This window comes from Aureispira anguillae, assembly GCF_026000115.1.
In the GTDB taxonomy this organism is placed as follows: Bacteria; Bacteroidota; Bacteroidia; order Chitinophagales; family Saprospiraceae; genus Aureispira; species Aureispira anguillae.
On record NZ_AP026867.1, the window covers coordinates 5,384,919 to 5,400,919 of the forward strand.

The following is a 16,001-nucleotide window of genomic DNA, read 5'->3' on the forward strand; positions in this document are numbered from 1 at the left end:
TAATTTAAATAATGGGATTTGTACTAAAATGTTTGTGATCAGACAACATTTAAATAATGAATTTAGTACATTTGCTTAAAATCCGCTCAACAAGCTATGAATAGTAATTTTATGAGTTGGATTTCTTTTTTATCCCTTAGGAATTATAAAAGCAATGTTAGGTTGTTTTCTATTAAGCTGCTGTTTCTAGCCATTTCATAATCGATTTTCATCAAACAGGAAGGGGTTTAGTGGTTGTATTCTACTAAACAATTTCATAAAAAATATCTTACACGATTGGGTCAACTACATAAGAAGCAACCATTTTATCTCAAACTATTTTTTGTATTACTTTTTGGCTTAGGTGTAATACACAGCACTTCTGTTCGTGCCCAAAACATTCCTAATACTCCCCAACAAGCACCTGTCAAACCCAATCCTGCTCCTAAACCACTTGCTGCACCTGTTCATTTGCCCGTTAGTAAAAACAAGGTTGCTACCACTATTAATGATATTTCAAAGGTTTCCTCCATTTCTTATTATCCTAAGTCCTTTAAGGTAAAAGAAAGTAAACTCAGTCGCAAATATTATAACAATAATATTTTTGATATAGACGAATCTGACAACCCTTTTGCCCTGCCAATAGGAGGCGACAAAACAAAAAGGAAAATAAAAACAAAAAATAATCAAGGACGACAATTTGTTTTTGCTGAACTATTTATGCCCAATGATGCAACTCGTTCGCAAACGACCCAATGGCTAATTTTTGTTCTTTTGGGAATACTATCATTTATGTCCATTCTTATTGCCATTTATTCCAGACAGGTTGCTATTATTTTAAAAACCTTTTTGAGTACAAGTGCCACCCCCAATGGACAAAGAGAGCAAGGTAGTTTTCTCAAGCCCGAAAACTTTTCTGCTTATATTTTATTTGTACTGAGTATGGGCACGTTCTGCTTTTTAGTTGCTCAGGTTCTATCTCAAGAAGTGCAATTCAATACATTTGGCACCTTATTACTCAGTATAGGAGGCATAGCTGGAATTTATTTCTTAAAACATCTACAACTTAAAATATTATCTTATGTCCTTCCTTTTCCACAAGAAATAGAAGCCTATAGTTTTATTTTATCCAACACCAACAAAACCCTAGGTTTTATACTTGTCCCTCTCTTGTTTTTGCTAGCACATACCCCCTCATCTACACAGTTATTTGTGCTTTATTTTTGTTTTATTTTGTTGGGATTAATTTATATTTATCGCACATTAAAAGGTTTAGCTACAGCTGGAAGTATAATTTTATTTCATAAATTCCATTTTTTTGTGTACCTTTGTGCCGTTGAAATAGCCCCGATATTAATTCTATTAAAGCTATTGTCCATTTTGTAATGAAATAAGCATTGGATGTCAGCAGAGTCAAAAGACAAATTGAACAAAGTAGAGAGCATATTGGTTACACAATTAACCACAAAAAACAATAGAGCTCCATACGACAAACTGGTTGAACGGTTTGGATTAAAAATTGATTATCGCCCCTTTACAGAGGTAATACCAGTTACTGCAAAAGATTTTAGAAAACAGAAAATTGTTTTAGAAAATTATACTGCAATTATTCTCACAAGCAAAAGTGCTGTAGACCACTTTTTTAGACTTTGTGATGAGATGCGTTATAAGGTTCCTTCCGATTTGAAGTATTTCTGTAAATCAGAAGCCGTAGCATTGTATCTACAAAAGCACATTGTTTATAGAAAACGTAAAGTTTTCTTTGGCAAACGTACATTGGATGATCTAAAACCATCGTTGTTAAAACACAAAAAGAAAGAGAAGTTTTTACTGCCTTGTTCCAATTTTGGAGGGCGTAACTTTGCTTCTTTCTTAGAAGAGAACGACTTTGATTTTAATGAATCTGTTATGTATTTAGCAGCAAGTAGTGACATTTCAGACTTAGAAGATGTTTTTTATGACATCTTGGTCTTTTTTAGCCCACTAAGCTTGCAGTCTTTGTATGATAACTTCCCTGAATTTAAGCAAAACAAAACACGTATTGCTGCATTTGGAAAAACTACTGCTCAAGCAGTACTAGATAGAGGTTTAAGATTAGACATCAAAGCCCCTACGCCAGAAACACCATCTATGACCATGGCAATTGAAAAATACATTCGCCAAACCTTAGAAGGAGCTTCTACTTCAGGAAAGTAAATGTTTAGTCATTAAAAACTAATAGTTCGTTGATTTTTTGTCAAAAATGCAAAAATCACTAACTATATTCAGTTGAATGTTTTTTTTCAACGAACTAATGTAAAAATAAAACAGCTAGGAATAGATTTCTAGCTGTTTTATTTTAGTGTTATTTTTTCTTCTTAAGAGCTGCAAGTCTTTGCTTTGCTTTGCTATGTAAATTAGCTTGGTATTGATCTGGCTTTTCCTTCAAACATTTTTCATAAAATGTTTTTGCCTTTTCTAGTTCGTCTCTAGATTCATAGATAATTCCCATTTGTAAGGCAGCATTGCAGGCATAATAATAGGGTTTCTTAGTTCCCTTGAGTAAGGTTTCAGCATAGCTTTTGAGCGCAGCGTCATTTTTTTTCATTTTTTGTAAAATTCTGCCCTTTCGGTAATTGTATTCTATTTTTTCTTGCTCTGTTTTTAATGCTTTTAGATCGCATTTTTGTAGTGCTTGGTAAGCCTGATCGTAATAGCCTCCGTCATAAGACAGCCTTGATTTTAGCAAGTCAATATTAGGAATAACTTTAGCCTTTGCAAATTCCATTTCATTCATTGCCGTCCTATCCTGAGCAGTATTGTATTCGCCTTTTTTCTCTACCAAAGACATATAATATCGATATTTAGCCTCGTCTTTTTTTAGTAGACTAATCCAAGCTAATCTATGGTAAGCCTCTTTAATGCCATTAGCCCCTCTATACCTAGCCAAAAAGTTATTAAAATCGGCTTCTGCTTTTAAATCTAAACGATAAAGCTTACACATACCTTTCATAACATCCATATATGGAAAATAGTGATACTCCTCTCCTTTTGGATATTTTTCTAGAATAAGAAAAGCCTGCTTACTCTTTCCTATTTTTATATTCCTATTGGCCAATATATAAGCAGCCATAGGATTTTTGGTAAAATCTAAAATGGTCGTGTTAATAGCTCCCCAAGCCTTCATGTCATTGTTTCCCATATAAAGCAATAACATTCCATAAATCACCTGTACTTCTTCGTTAAATTCAAAGGTTGCATATTTTTTTCCATAGTTGATTACATCTGCTAATTCTTCCAATCCTTGCGCTACATTCCCCTTTAGTCCTACTAAAGAAGCCCCCCATTGGTATTTTCCAGGGATAGCCCCCACCATGGTATGCAAAATACCCAAAGCTCGTTTATTGGGCATAAAATTAGGGAATTGCTTGGCATTTCGTTCCAACAAAACAGAGGCTTTTTTAATACTCTTAAACGCTTCCATATTATCTTGAAACAACGCATAAATCATCCCCCAACGCAGGTGAATATCAGCTTGTGTAAATAACGTATAAGGGTCTCCTGCTGCCCCCTGTTGCAACCAAGCCAATCGTTCTTCTTTGTGGGTCAAGTATTTGCCATAAATATCCTTAGGTTTCCCATCAATAAAGGCATAAAAAAACTCAATATAATCCTCTAAATAATGAGGGATTAAATTAAACGCATTGCCTTTTTTCTCTTTTTTTAGTTTGGGGATTACTTCTTGAAATTTTAGGGTCATAATGTCATGAAAAATAGTATTCAATTCATCATTCCACTTAAAAAACCCAGCATTGTTTAACTCTTCGGGTTCTGATTGTGCATATCCGCTTGAAATCGAGATAAAAAATAGCACTAAAAAGATATAAATATGTTTCATCATTATGGAGATTTTTTATTGCTTGACAGCCCCTATTTAGGGTTCTGATTGTCAAAGATGCAAAGTAATGATAAAAAAAACCTCAAGAACAATTAAATTCTTGAGGTCTTTTTCTTTACCTATATATTAGGATCAATTACTGTTCCACATTTTCTTGCTCTGCTTCCAACTCTTCTAATGACATTTCTATATTAGAAGCCACCAAAACTCTAGCACAATGTTCACAAGTAATAATACGTTTACGTTGTCCCAGTTCCAATTGCGTTTGAGGAGGTACTTGGCTAAAACATCCACTACAAGCATCACGCTCTACGGTTACAACAGCCAAGCCATTTTTGTAAGAAGTTGCTAGTTTGTCATAAACAGCAAGTAAGCTTTCATCAATTTTTTTGCGAGCACGTTTTTCTTTTCTCAAAAACTTTTGTTCATCTTTCTCCGTTTTAGCAGTAATTTTTTCTAATTCTTCCTGCTTCAACTTCATATCCGTTCTCTTATCCTCTTGCTTTTTCTTAGAAGCCTCCAAAGTAATATCCTTATTACTTAATTTTTGTTGAGTTTCTCTGATTCGTTTATTAGCCAACTGAATGTCTAATTTTTGAAGCTCAACCTCACGAGTAAGCGCTTCGTACTCACGGTTATTTTTTACATTATTTTGTTGCTTGTTGTACTTCTCAATCAACGCTTCTGCCTCTTTAATTTTATTTTCATGCTGTACAACAGCCATTTGCAATTCTTTATGCTCCTCTTCTAGTTTGACGATTCTTTTATCTAGTGCCCCGATTTCATTCTCTAGCGCGCTAACCTCCAAAGGAAGCTCTCCTTGCAATTTTTTAATGTTGTTTAGTTTAGTATTAACCATTTGCAACTCATACAAGTTTTTCAGCTTTTCCTCTACAGGTAGATTAGCATTAGCATTTTTCTTTGCCATAATATTATAGATAATTTATTGGATTTGTATTTATTTCAGTACAATGGACTGCGAAATTACGAAATTTTTGTGTTAATAGCTCATAAAATAGCTCAATTGTAAATTGTTCACTCTCATAATGCCCAATATCAGCTATAATTATGCGATTTTCGGCATCAAAAAACTGGTGATACTTATAATCACCCGTAATAAATAGGTCAGCTTGCGCTCTTGTTGCATTTTTTAGCAAAAAGCTACCTGCACCACCACAAAGCGCAACCGATTTAATTTCTTTTTTGCACAAAGCGGTATATCGAACACAGTCCGTCTTCATCCGCTGTTTTAACATTTTTAAGAATGCCATAGGCTCCATGGGTGTTTTTAATTCCCCAATAAGCCCTGCTCCTATCTCTTTGTATTGGTTTCCCAAAGCAACAATGTCATAGGCAACTTCTTCATAAGGATGCGCTGCCAACAAAGCACGAATAACCTTAGCTTCTAAATGAGCAGGAAAAATGACCTCAACCTTATCCTCTTTTTCATAGTGTCGTTCACCAACATTTCCGAGGGTTGGGTTACTTTGTTCATTTCCTTTAAATGCTCCTTTTCCTTCTACACTAAAACTACATTCTGAATAATTCCCTAAATTCCCAGCTCCTGCTTCAAATAAAGCCTGTTCAACTTGCTGAGTAGCATGCTTTGGTACAAACGTATATATTTTTTTTAATAGCCCTTTCTTGGGTGCTAAAATACGAGTATTAATCAACCCTATCTTTTCAGCAATTTTGCTATTAACACCATTTTTATACACATTATCTAAATTGGTATGAGCTGCATAAATAGCTATGTCGTGCTGGATAGCTTTAATGATAACCCGTTCTACATAATTACTTCCAGTAAATCGTTTTAAACCACCAAATACAATAGGATGATGTGCGATCACCAAATTGCATTGTTTGGCAATTGCTTCATCGATAACTGCTTCTATCGTATCCAAAGCAATGAGCACCCCTGTTACCTCTTTATTGCTATCTCCCACAATTAACCCTGCATTGTCATAACTCTCTTGAAAAGAAGGAGGTGCAATAGATTCAATGTAAGTGATTATATTTTTTATTTTCATGTCACTTTTAGTTTTATGAAGCCTAGACTAAAGGTCTTCACTATCGTCATCTGCAACCAAATGGCGACCAAGATTTAATTCTGGGTTTTCTGAAGTAAGATATGCACTGACTTGCTCAAAATCAGCTTGAGAAAAGGTGAATAAATGCTTATAAATTCTTTCTTTATTAAAATAAATTTCCTGCTTTCTTATACTAATATCCCCTTCCCTATAAGCATAACGCTTGGTAATGATCCCAAGGCTATTTCGAATAGAAATTGTTGTCTCTGTTACTTCTAATACAGCATTGTTATAAGCATTATTAAGCCCAATAACAAGCCATATAAGCCCCAAAATAATTCGATAAACACTATCCGTATACAAAGACAATAAAATTAAAAAAAATGCCATAGATATAATCAATGTTAAAAACCAAAGTTGATATCTAATCTTTAATATAGGCATATTTTTATAATTTAATACTAAACGCTAAGCATACTAGATCTTGTTATAAATGAAGGTATATGGTAAAATTTTCTATCCATACAGCCAATTCTTGATAAAGTCTATTAAACGAAAAAGAGGGGAACAGTTAAACTGTTCCCCCTTTATATCTATCACTTATACATTTGATACTTATCGACTACCAAATATACAAGGCGTTATACTTTAGTATTTCCATTTTCTATTTGCTCCACCGTCACCAGCAGGCTTGCTTTGCTCTTGAGCATTATCTTCAGCAATGTAGAACTCTACACGACGGTTCATAAAGTGCTCCGCTTCTTTATTAGCATTGTCAATCAAGTTATCAACTTCACCATTGTATTTTAGGATGAAACGACTACGATCGATGCCATATTTGTTTACTAAATGATCAATACAAGTCATAGTACGGTTATACGATAACATATCGTTGTACTCAGCACTAGAACGAACATCAGTATGTCCATGAACAACTACTTTCAATTTAGGGTAACCTTTCATTACACTAGCAACGTGTTGTAATTGCTCATATGATTCTGGACGCAAGTAATACTTATCTAAATCAAAGTGAACCATTGGCAAATACCAATCTTTAAGTGTTCCTCCACCTGCTCCAGAAGCTCCTAGCGGATCATAAACCTCATCACCAATTACTAATGTTGGGTGTTTACCAGTTTCAGGATCACCAGGCATAACTTTTACATCTTCAGGAGTGATTGGTTTAGGTACTTGTGCTACACCATCTTTGTCAGTAGGATAACCAGGAGGAGAGAAAGGCTCTTTATCTTGGCTATTAACAACACCATCACCATCTGAATCCAAAGAACGTCCTTTGCTATCTACCTCAGTATCAGGAGGAGTATCTTTTTCTTCATCCAATGCATCTGGCACACCATCATTATCCGTATCGTTAAACCAATCGTCATCTAGTTTTTCTTTTAGATCAGCAACATCTTGCATAGGATAGATCAAAGGATTAACAAACCACAACGGTTGGATAGCTTTGTCTTTTTTACCAATATGGAATCCTAAACGAATACTGGTATAATGAGGAATATCAATACTAGAAGTACGAGATCCATTTTCTTTACGGCTTTTTCCATCAAAAAAGTCATCATCAGAGATGAAAGATTGATGCTCTAAACCAATAGAAATACGAGGAGTAATCAAGTATTCAAATGACAATCCAACACTTACAAAAGGATTCAAAACCATACGGTTTTCATCCGCACCCAACGTTACTAAGTTGTTTGCATTTTGTTGTGCCAATGTCTCATAAGTATCGTCTAACATACCTCTTAGCTCTTGCAATACAAGATCACGATCTGCTAATTTGGTAATATCATACTGCTGATTAGCACCTCCGCCACCAGCTTTGTTCGCCAAAGCATTCATTTGAGGAGCATAAGTTTGACCATTTCCGTCTAGAGCATTGATTTTTGTATTGTACAAATTAGCACCCAAACCAAGTAGAAGGTTCAAACTCCATTTATTGCTTTTTTTATGGAACTTAATATTATTCAAATTAAAAACCATTTGCAATGAAAGAGCATGGTGTTGCTCTATTTTGTAATTGGCATAGAAGGCATCACTAGTTGTGTAATCACCTGCTGTTACAACATTACCATCAGAAGAAGTAATTGTAAATGGAGCAACATTAGGGAATGCTTTATAATAAGATGGCGCATAGTTGATACCACTAGCTTGCCCAAACATATATTCTGCTTTCAAAGAAAATACATATCCAATAGATTTTCTAACATGAACAGATGCTCCCCAACCAAATGCTGGTTTTACATCGCCACTTACTAAAAAGCTACCAGCTCCTATACCTAGTTGCCACCAGTCTCTTGGACGACCAGGAAATTGGCTCTTTCCCTCTTTCCATTCAGCATGTCTAGCTTGGTCTTTTTTGGTAATAAAATTATCATCTGTTGGGTTAACAGAAATCTGTGCTTGCGATGCATCTACAGAAAATAGTAATAATGCCCCCGCAAAAACACCTCCTAATCGGTTAATTTTTTTCATCATAATATTTTGTCTTTTTGGATTGAATTGGACTTAGATTTTTCTTTTAATCGAATATTTTGTCTGTAAACCTTTACATCCAAGACGCTACAAATTTACATTTTTTTTTCTTTTAAAACAATAAATCTGTTTATAAGTAGTTACCTTCTCTGTCTGCAATAGGTATAAAAATATTCACAGTTGGAGCCGATCATTAGATCAAACATTGAACCACTGAACCTAATATACTCTAGTTCAAAAGTTTGCAATTAAAACAAAAATAAAAATTTTGCAATAATTATTAATTAAGTGCATAAGTTTTTTTCATACAAAATCTTAAAACCTATGCACTTAACGCAAAAAATGATTCAATACCTCTGTTACGATCATACGCATATATGACAATAAAGGTCATTTTGTTACACTTGAACCGTATTAAACTTCTATTGTATTCGTCCCCATCAATGCTTCTAATGCAATTGTTAAGGCTGTTGTAGAAATCAAAGTAGGATCAGAATTTACAGCACGTGTATTGTTCAAACCTTCACGAATAATTTGCGAAACATCTGTAAAAATACTCTCATCCGTTAACAATGCGTGAGACTGCATTAAATAAGCAAAAACACGTGCCATTCCACAATTAGCGATAAAATCAGGAATTACACTAATTTTTTCATCGGTATATTTAGCCGTTGGTCCAAAAAATACTTGATCGTCAACAAAAGGAACATTAGCGCCGCAAGAAACCACCTGCAATCCTTTACCAATCAAAGCATCCATTTGTGCTCTAGTGACTAATTTAGAAGCCGCACCAGGAATAAAGACATCAGCCTCCAAGTCCCAAATTTTACTACTAGCTTCTTCAAAAGAAAGCATATTAGGAGCATCTAATTTATTGCCCTTTTTGTTCAAATAAAGATTGGTTACTTCTTCAAAAGACAAACCTTCTGGATTAATAATTCCTCCTGCAATATCAATGATACCAACAATTTTAGCACCATCCTTTGCCAAGTAGTAAGCAGCAGCAGCAGCAGCAACATTGCCCCAACCTTGTACGATAACTTTCTTGCCTTTAAGGTTTGTATTATGATACAAATCGTAGTAATGCACAACTGATTCGGCAACACCATAACCTGTAATCAAATCGGCAACTGCCAATTTAGCTTTTACAGACGGTGTATATCTAGGGTCTTCTACAATTTTTGATACCCCTTGGCGCAATTGCCCCAATATTTCAATGCGTTCCCCTTCGTTAGAATTAAAATGTCCCTTTACAATTCCTTGTTGAGGGTGCCACAAGCCCAAATCTTGCGTAATTGGAATGACATCTTTTAGCTCATCAACATTCAAATCGCCTCCTGTTCCGTAGTAATTTTTGAGTAAAGGAATAACTGCTTTATACCATCGTTTTAGAACACCATCTTTGCGAGGGTCATTAGGGTCAAAATTAATTCCTGATTTTGCACCACCAATATTAGGTCCACACACAGAAAATTTAACCTCCATGACTTTAGCTAAAGAGATTACTTCTTCTCTATTTAGCCCTTTACGCATACGAGTTCCCCCTCCAGCAGCACCGCCTCTCAAAGAGTTAATTACAACCCATCCTTTTGCTCCTGTTTCTTGGTCTGTCCATTCAAAAACAATTTCAGGTTCTTTCTCTTTGTATTTTTGTAGTAGTTCCATAAATTATTATTTTTTTGCGTGCAAATATAGAACAAATGCATTAAAAACTTCCTTTCTGTATAAAATCTTTTTGCTAATTAATTTTATCTTGTATTATTACATAATAATGTTTGATTAAGCCCCTATTATCCTGCAAATACCAACATTATATTTTGACGAAAACCAAGCTACTACGACATTAATTATTGAAATTGTTTAAAGACTAAATAATGCTAAAAAACCTGATCCAAGATCATACGCTTTCTCTTTTAGATCCTGCTAATTTTGAAACATTTCAATATGGACAATCTATCCTACAATATACTGGCAACAATGCCAATTTAAAAACAACAGATATTGCGATTTTTGCATGGGGAGATGCAGAAGGTTATGAAAAAATTCGTACAGCGCTCTATGCCTTATCTACGAATTTTAACCTAGGAAAAGTTATAGATTTGGGCGTTGTTACTCAAAATCTAGTACCACTCATAGAGTTAGTTGATTTGTTGCTGCAACAAAACGTTTTCCCCATCATTATTACTCCTGATGAACAAGCTATCAAGGGACAATTAAAAGCGTATGAACAACGATCAGAAATGCTTAACTTAGCTATTTTTGATGCCAAAATCCCCTATTCTTTCACCTCTAATAATGGTCTAATTAACCAATTATTAGCCTATCACCCGCATTTATTATTTCATCTAAATTGCATTGGTTCTCAATCCTACCTAACGGACAAAAATGCCGTTGGATTTTTAGAGGATAAATACTTTGAAGTTCACCGCTTAGGAAAAATACAAGCTAGATTGGAAGAAATAGAGCCTATGGTTCGAAATATTGATTTGGCGGCGTTTTCAATTGGAACAATTCGTGCAGCAGATGCACCTGCCAATACCTTTAAAAATCCCAATGGTTTCTTAGCAGCAGAGGCTTGCAAAATTATGCGCTACATTAGCATGAGCGATCAGTTGTCTTCTCTTTGTATTCATGGTTTTGATTTGAAGATTGAAGACCAAAACCAAACCGCCAATATGATTGCGCAATTAATTTGGTTTGCAATAGAAGGTTTTTTTGCTAGAACAAAGGAGTATCCCATCCAGAAAAAAACATTAAGGGCTTATGTTGTAGACAACAAAACCTTGGATATGCCCATTTCTTTTTACAAAAGTAATAAAAGTGATCGTTGGTGGTTTGAGATTCCTCAAGCCTTGCATCCTCAACATCAATTAATTGCTTGTTCGTACTTAGACTACAAGATTGCCTGCGAAGGAGATTTACCAGACCGCCTATTAAATGCCATCAACCGACTCACTTAACGATTGTTAAGGCTCGACTCACTTCTATATCTTGATAATTCTTTTGAATAAGAACCTTAAAGGTAATCGCTTGTCCTAAACGTACTTTCTTTAGTGCTCTCAACATTTCCTTACTAAGATTATTGCCCCTTGTTTCTATTTCGATCTCTTTAGTATTAGACTCAATGAGTAAGGTCAAATAATTAATATCATAGGTATTTCCATAATAATCTCTAACAATAAGGTGCCGTTTGAGCAGTTCCTTCAACTTTTCTTTGGTAAGCTTATTTTGGTAAGCCGTTCCCCAGTGTATTTGGTATAGATTTTTGTTGTCAGCCGCAGCCTCATCTATTTTTTTGAAACGAATAGGTAGTGTCATTTGAGTAGCCACAGGCAGACCATTTCTTAAGGCAGGTCTAAAAACAGGCATCATCCGAATTACTCTCATTGCCTCTTGTCCACAACCAAAGCCAATGTTTCGAATTAATTCTAGGTCTGTAATCGCTCCTTTTTCTGTAACCGAAAAACGCACCACTACGACCCCTTCTATTTGATGCGATCTAGCACTATCGGGGTAAACAATATTTTGATTGATAAATGCCTGAATTTTGGGCACCGAGCAAGCCTGCCTTTGTTCTTCGCTAATAAGCGGATCATCACAACCTTCAAACAAAGGAGGAATATCTACTTTGGTCAAAATAGATGAATCGTTGGGTTGAGCCCAAGTTATAGTAAGATTGGTGATCACCAATATAGGTAATAGAAAAAAGATGCGCATGATTATTATCTGTTCTGTTTAGTACCATTTCTGCAAGTTGCCATAAGCACTTACGAAGTACTAATTATTCAACCTTCCCAAAAACAAAAAGAGAAAACCTACTCAGCAGTAAATTTCCTCTTCTTAATTCTTAACCTTATCAACAGGTAACCCTGCCAATTATTTTATTTTGCAATAAATTTAACTACCAACTCCCATTCCATGTCTGTTTCAGCACCTTCTACTTTCGCTGGTAACCAATTTGGCATCAAATTAACAATTCGAGTTACTTCTTCATCACAAGCTGGTGATAAACTTTCTACAATAGATACATCTGTCAATTCTCCAGAAGCTTTGACCATAAACGAGGCAACAACTTCTCCGCCAGGATTTCCATCAGGATGTTTCAAATTACTAAAAACAAACTGCATCATTTTCATATCAGCACAGTCCACATCTGCTGGATCATCACAACCAGGAAATCTAGGTTCATCTTCTTGTGCATAAGCACTTTGACAAAGAAGAATAAGAGCACTAACTATTATAGAGGAAAATATTTTTTTCATGAGAATGTTTTTTTGAGCAAAATAAACCTTAATTATTATGATAATTTAACAAATAAGTTAGAATTGTATTAATAATTCTATAAAAAAATCATACCATAAATGGATTTGTGCTAAAACAAATTTAATTTATTTTTTTGAATACTTCTAATCTTTCTTCTTTATTTAACCTAAAAGATTAGTTAAAAAGTATGTAGAGTCGTTTAATTTTAACTTTTTTTAGGTAAAAAAAATTCATCCATGCTCTGTTTAAAAAAATTATAAATTTAAAAAAAACTAAAAAATGGATTACTATTGAAATTAAGCTTCCATTTTGAACCTGTCTGCCTTTTTTGCAAACAATCACATCAAAACAACTGGCATAAATTTTGACATTAACAAAATCATAACTCTTGGTCTTTTGGATTTAATTTTGACCTTGATTTACAAACAACAAATCCTACTTAATTTCTAACTTAAGGAAGATATTGAGAAATTAAGTATTGGCTTTTATGGAAATTCTAAATCTCCATATACCTTAATCATTCTAAATGGATGAGGTATATGGAGATTTTTTTTTTGCAACATCTTAAACAACAATTATGTATTTACACAAAATTCTCGCCCTCTCTATCTTTATGTTACTGGTAACCCTAAATATTGGTTCTTGTGATAAAAAAACAGACACAACATCCAGAAGTCAAGGTATTTTTACCGTGCTACAAGGCGACTCTATCCTTTTAATGAACGGGGTAATTAACAGCAACTCACTCCATAATTTTAATGCCTTATATGCAAGGTTCTCTTCCATCAAAAAGATAGAAATCAAAACCTGTGAGGGTTCTATGGATGATGAAACCAATCTAAAACTATCCAAACGGGTACATGAACTTAGACTCAATACACATTTGCAAGACAATGGACTTATTGCATCAGGAGGGGTTGATTTTTTTTTAGCGGGCATCCAGCGCAGTAAAGGAACCAATGTAACCGTTGGAGTACACTCATGGTCTGACGGGGGTTCTATACAGGCAACAGATTTTCCAGTAGGGCATGCCAATCACTTACCCTATATCAATTATTACATTTCAATAGGTTTTTCTCAACAATGGGCAGAAGATTTCTATTATTTTACGATTAATGCCGCCCCAGCTTCAGGCATTCACAATATGACAGCAGCAGAATTACAGACCTATACGATTTTCACCTCTTAAACAAGAACGTAAGCGTTAAGCAGGTATTATAAATAGAAAAATCTTTTGTGTTATGTAACACAAAAGATTTTTTTATTTTTTTAAACTAGTATTGTAACCTAGTTGGCCGTTAAATTCTATTGCTTAACGGTTTCTAATAAGATAGAAACATGGTTAGACAAAACCTCTAAAAAACCACCAGTAGTTTCAAATTCAACCACTTCGTTAGAAGCAGTAGTTACCGTAATAGTACCTTCTTTTAGAGAAGCAACAACAGGTGCGTGATTTTCTAGAATTTCTAACTTACCACTTGTTCCTGGTGTATTTACGGCAGTTACTTGACCTTTAAACACCGTTTGCCCAGGTGTTAATATGATTAAATCCATATTATTTGTTATTATAAAGAAATCAAGAATTGCACAAGATAAGGCACAATTCTTAATTTCTAATTATTACATGAACTATGTTTTTTAATTCACTATCAACTAAGCTTCAACCTCAGCCAACATTTTTTCACCTTTCTTGATTGCATCTTCGATAGAACCAACAAGGTTAAATGCAGCCTCAGGATATTGATCAACTTCTCCATCCATGATCATGTTAAACCCTTTGATCGTATCTTCGATACCTACCAATACACCCTCTAGACCAGTAAACTGCTCTGCTACGTGGAAAGGCTGAGAAAGGAAACGTTGAACACGACGAGCACGGTGTACGATTTGCTTATCTTCTTCAGAAAGCTCTTCCATACCCAAGATCGCAATAATATCTTGCAATTCTTTATAACGTTGTAGGGTAAAGATTACACGTTGAGCACATTCGTAATGCTTCTCACCAACAATCTCTTTTGTCAAGATTTTAGAAGTAGAATCCAATGGATCCACAGCAGGATAAATACCCAAAGAAGCCAATTTACGATTTAATACCGTAGTAGCATCCAAGTGAGCAAAAGTAGTAGCAGGAGCTGGATCCGTTAAATCATCCGCAGGTACATAAACCGCCTGTACCGAAGTAATAGAACCACGCTTAGTAGAAGTAATACGCTCTTGCATCATACCCATCTCTGTTGCCAAAGTTGGCTGATAACCTACCGCAGAAGGCATACGTCCCAACAAAGCAGATACCTCAGCACCAGCTTGTGTAAAACGGAAAATATTATCGATAAAGAACAAAATATCACGTCCTTTTGCTTCGCTTGGGTCACCATCACGGAAATGCTCTGCAATTGTCAATCCAGACAAAGCTACACGTGCACGTGCACCAGGAGGCTCATTCATTTGACCAAATACCAAAGTAGCTTGAGATTTCTCTAACTCTTTGAGGTCTACTTTTGATAAATCCCAGTCACCCTTTTCCATGCTGTGAACAAATTCTTCACCGTATTTGATTACGTTAGATTCAATCATCTCACGAAGCAAATCGTTTCCTTCACGAGTACGCTCACCTACACCAGCAAATACAGATAATCCAGAATATCCTTTAGCAATGTTGTTGATAAGCTCCATAATCAATACGGTCTTACCTACACCAGCACCTCCAAATAAACCAATTTTTCCTCCTTTTAGGTAAGGAGCAATCAAATCTACTACTTTGATACCTGTAAATAAGATTTCTGAACTAGTTGATAGTTCTTCAAATTTAGGTGGTTTACGGTGAATTGAGCTTTTTGAAGCATTAGCATCAATGGTCTTAATACCATCAATTGTTTCACCTACTACGTTTAACAAACGACCTTTGATCGCATTAGTTGTAGGCATTAGGATAGGAGCACCAGTATCCACACAGGCAGTTCCTCTTTTTAGACCTTCTGTACTATCCATTGCAATAGTACGTACGCTGTCTTCTCCTAAGTGTTTTTGGCATTCTAGCACCAATACCTCACCATTATCTCTAGTTACAGTAAGTGCGTTAAGAATTTCTGGCAATTTGGCACCTTCGTCAGAGAAGCTAACATCTACAACAGGACCAATGATTTGCTTGATACGTCCAATATTTTGTGACATAAGTTGTGGACTTTATAAATATGTTCGATAAATAATCTATTTCTAATTTGCGGCAAAGATAGTGGTTTATATTGGTTTTCAAAAAACTTTCAAAAATAAAGTCTTATTATTTTGCACTTTAAGTCAAAAAAAATGTTGAAACAAGCATAAACGCCTTAGTTTGATCGCAAAAATAATTTTCAGCAATTGAA

14 protein-coding genes are annotated in these 16,001 nt (G+C 35.0%); 4 read left to right on the forward strand and 10 right to left on the reverse strand.

Annotated elements, in window-relative coordinates; translation table 11 throughout:
* The first annotated feature begins 276 nt into the window (after nucleotides 1-276).
* Nucleotides 277-1,365 (forward strand): DUF4271 domain-containing protein, encoded by a 1,089-nt coding sequence (locus AsAng_RS21135; RefSeq protein WP_264789085.1) that lies wholly within the window; start codon nucleotides 277-279, stop codon nucleotides 1,363-1,365.
* A gap of 15 nt (nucleotides 1,366-1,380) precedes the next feature.
* A complete protein-coding gene (locus AsAng_RS21140; RefSeq protein ID WP_264789086.1) occupies nucleotides 1,381-2,175 on the forward strand; it encodes a uroporphyrinogen-III synthase in 795 nt (264 codons plus the stop codon).
* A 148-nt stretch (nucleotides 2,176-2,323) separates the two neighbouring features.
* On the opposite strand, the gene AsAng_RS21145 is transcribed toward AsAng_RS21140, so the two are convergent.
* From AsAng_RS21145 to AsAng_RS21170, 6 genes are all read right to left on the reverse strand, one after another.
* Nucleotides 2,324-3,859, reverse strand: a complete 1,536-nt coding sequence (locus AsAng_RS21145; protein ID WP_264789087.1) for a tetratricopeptide repeat protein — start codon at nucleotides 3,857-3,859, stop codon at nucleotides 2,324-2,326.
* A 133-nt stretch (nucleotides 3,860-3,992) separates the two neighbouring features.
* On the reverse strand, nucleotides 3,993-4,784 hold the full coding sequence (locus AsAng_RS21150) for a zinc ribbon domain-containing protein (protein ID WP_264789088.1): 792 nt from the start codon (nucleotides 4,782-4,784) through the stop codon (nucleotides 3,993-3,995).
* Nucleotides 4,785-4,788: 4 nt separating this feature from the next.
* Entirely contained in the window at nucleotides 4,789-5,886 is a 1,098-nt protein-coding gene (locus AsAng_RS21155; RefSeq protein WP_264789089.1) for a Nif3-like dinuclear metal center hexameric protein, read from the reverse strand.
* A 27-nt stretch (nucleotides 5,887-5,913) separates the two neighbouring features.
* Complete coding sequence (locus AsAng_RS21160) at nucleotides 5,914-6,276, reverse strand: hypothetical protein (RefSeq protein WP_264789090.1); 363 nt, start codon at nucleotides 6,274-6,276, stop codon at nucleotides 5,914-5,916.
* Nucleotides 6,277-6,534: 258 nt separating this feature from the next.
* Nucleotides 6,535-8,379, reverse strand: coding sequence for an OmpA family protein (locus AsAng_RS21165; protein WP_264789091.1), 1,845 nt, complete (start codon nucleotides 8,377-8,379; stop codon nucleotides 6,535-6,537).
* A gap of 411 nt (nucleotides 8,380-8,790) precedes the next feature.
* Complete coding sequence (locus AsAng_RS21170; protein WP_264789092.1) at nucleotides 8,791-10,041, reverse strand: Glu/Leu/Phe/Val dehydrogenase dimerization domain-containing protein; 1,251 nt, start codon at nucleotides 10,039-10,041, stop codon at nucleotides 8,791-8,793.
* A gap of 209 nt (nucleotides 10,042-10,250) precedes the next feature.
* Here AsAng_RS21170 and AsAng_RS21175 point away from each other — a divergent pair, with 209 nt between their 5' ends.
* Complete coding sequence (locus AsAng_RS21175; protein WP_264789093.1) at nucleotides 10,251-11,336, forward strand: arginase family protein; 1,086 nt, start codon at nucleotides 10,251-10,253, stop codon at nucleotides 11,334-11,336.
* On the opposite strand, the gene AsAng_RS21180 is transcribed toward AsAng_RS21175, so the two are convergent.
* Both AsAng_RS21180 and AsAng_RS21185 read right to left on the reverse strand, forming a co-directional pair.
* Nucleotides 11,329-12,093 carry an energy transducer TonB gene (locus AsAng_RS21180; protein WP_264789094.1) on the reverse strand — a complete coding sequence of 255 codons (765 nt, stop codon included), beginning with the start codon at nucleotides 12,091-12,093 and terminating at the stop codon, nucleotides 11,329-11,331. The two genes, AsAng_RS21175 and AsAng_RS21180, sit on opposite strands and share 8 nt — an antisense overlap.
* 164 nt (nucleotides 12,094-12,257) lie before the next feature.
* Nucleotides 12,258-12,638 (reverse strand): energy transducer TonB, encoded by a 381-nt coding sequence (locus tag AsAng_RS21185; protein ID WP_264789095.1) that lies wholly within the window; start codon nucleotides 12,636-12,638, stop codon nucleotides 12,258-12,260.
* Between the two features lie 578 nt (nucleotides 12,639-13,216).
* On the opposite strand from AsAng_RS21185, the gene AsAng_RS21190 reads away from it, so the two are divergent.
* Nucleotides 13,217-13,828: a hypothetical protein gene (locus tag AsAng_RS21190; RefSeq protein WP_264789096.1), complete on the forward strand. Its 612-nt coding sequence runs from the start codon at nucleotides 13,217-13,219 to the stop codon at nucleotides 13,826-13,828.
* 116 nt (nucleotides 13,829-13,944) lie between these two features.
* Here AsAng_RS21190 and AsAng_RS21195 read toward each other — a convergent pair whose 3' ends face one another.
* Both AsAng_RS21195 and atpD read right to left on the reverse strand, forming a co-directional pair.
* A complete protein-coding gene (locus AsAng_RS21195; protein ID WP_264789097.1) occupies nucleotides 13,945-14,193 on the reverse strand; it encodes a F0F1 ATP synthase subunit epsilon in 249 nt (82 codons plus the stop codon).
* A 99-nt stretch (nucleotides 14,194-14,292) separates the two neighbouring features.
* Entirely contained in the window at nucleotides 14,293-15,810 is a 1,518-nt protein-coding gene (gene atpD, locus AsAng_RS21200; RefSeq protein ID WP_264789098.1) for a F0F1 ATP synthase subunit beta, read from the reverse strand.
* Between the last annotated feature and the right edge of the window lie 191 nt (nucleotides 15,811-16,001).

Bases quoted from the DNA above. Each gene is read 5' to 3' on its own strand.
- AsAng_RS21155 (WP_264789089.1), bottom strand. From the start codon at position 5,886: ATGAAAATAAAAAATATAATCACTTACATTGAATCTATTGCACCTCCT.
- atpD (WP_264789098.1), bottom strand. From the start codon at position 15,810: ATGTCACAAAATATTGGACGTATCAAGCAAATCATTGGTCCTGTTGTA.
- AsAng_RS21145 (WP_264789087.1), bottom strand. From the start codon at position 3,859: ATGATGAAACATATTTATATCTTTTTAGTGCTATTTTTTATCTCGATT.
- AsAng_RS21190 (WP_264789096.1), top strand. From the start codon at position 13,217: ATGTATTTACACAAAATTCTCGCCCTCTCTATCTTTATGTTACTGGTA.
- AsAng_RS21185 (WP_264789095.1), bottom strand. From the start codon at position 12,638: ATGAAAAAAATATTTTCCTCTATAATAGTTAGTGCTCTTATTCTTCTT.
- AsAng_RS21195 (WP_264789097.1), bottom strand. From the start codon at position 14,193: ATGGATTTAATCATATTAACACCTGGGCAAACGGTGTTTAAAGGTCAA.
- AsAng_RS21160 (WP_264789090.1), bottom strand. From the start codon at position 6,276: ATGGCATTTTTTTTAATTTTATTGTCTTTGTATACGGATAGTGTTTAT.
- AsAng_RS21165 (WP_264789091.1), bottom strand. From the start codon at position 8,379: ATGATGAAAAAAATTAACCGATTAGGAGGTGTTTTTGCGGGGGCATTA.
- AsAng_RS21180 (WP_264789094.1), bottom strand. From the start codon at position 12,093: ATGCGCATCTTTTTTCTATTACCTATATTGGTGATCACCAATCTTACT.
- AsAng_RS21170 (WP_264789092.1), bottom strand. From the start codon at position 10,041: ATGGAACTACTACAAAAATACAAAGAGAAAGAACCTGAAATTGTTTTT.
- AsAng_RS21175 (WP_264789093.1), top strand. From the start codon at position 10,251: ATGCTAAAAAACCTGATCCAAGATCATACGCTTTCTCTTTTAGATCCT.
- AsAng_RS21140 (WP_264789086.1), top strand. From the start codon at position 1,381: ATGTCAGCAGAGTCAAAAGACAAATTGAACAAAGTAGAGAGCATATTG.
- AsAng_RS21150 (WP_264789088.1), bottom strand. From the start codon at position 4,784: ATGGCAAAGAAAAATGCTAATGCTAATCTACCTGTAGAGGAAAAGCTG.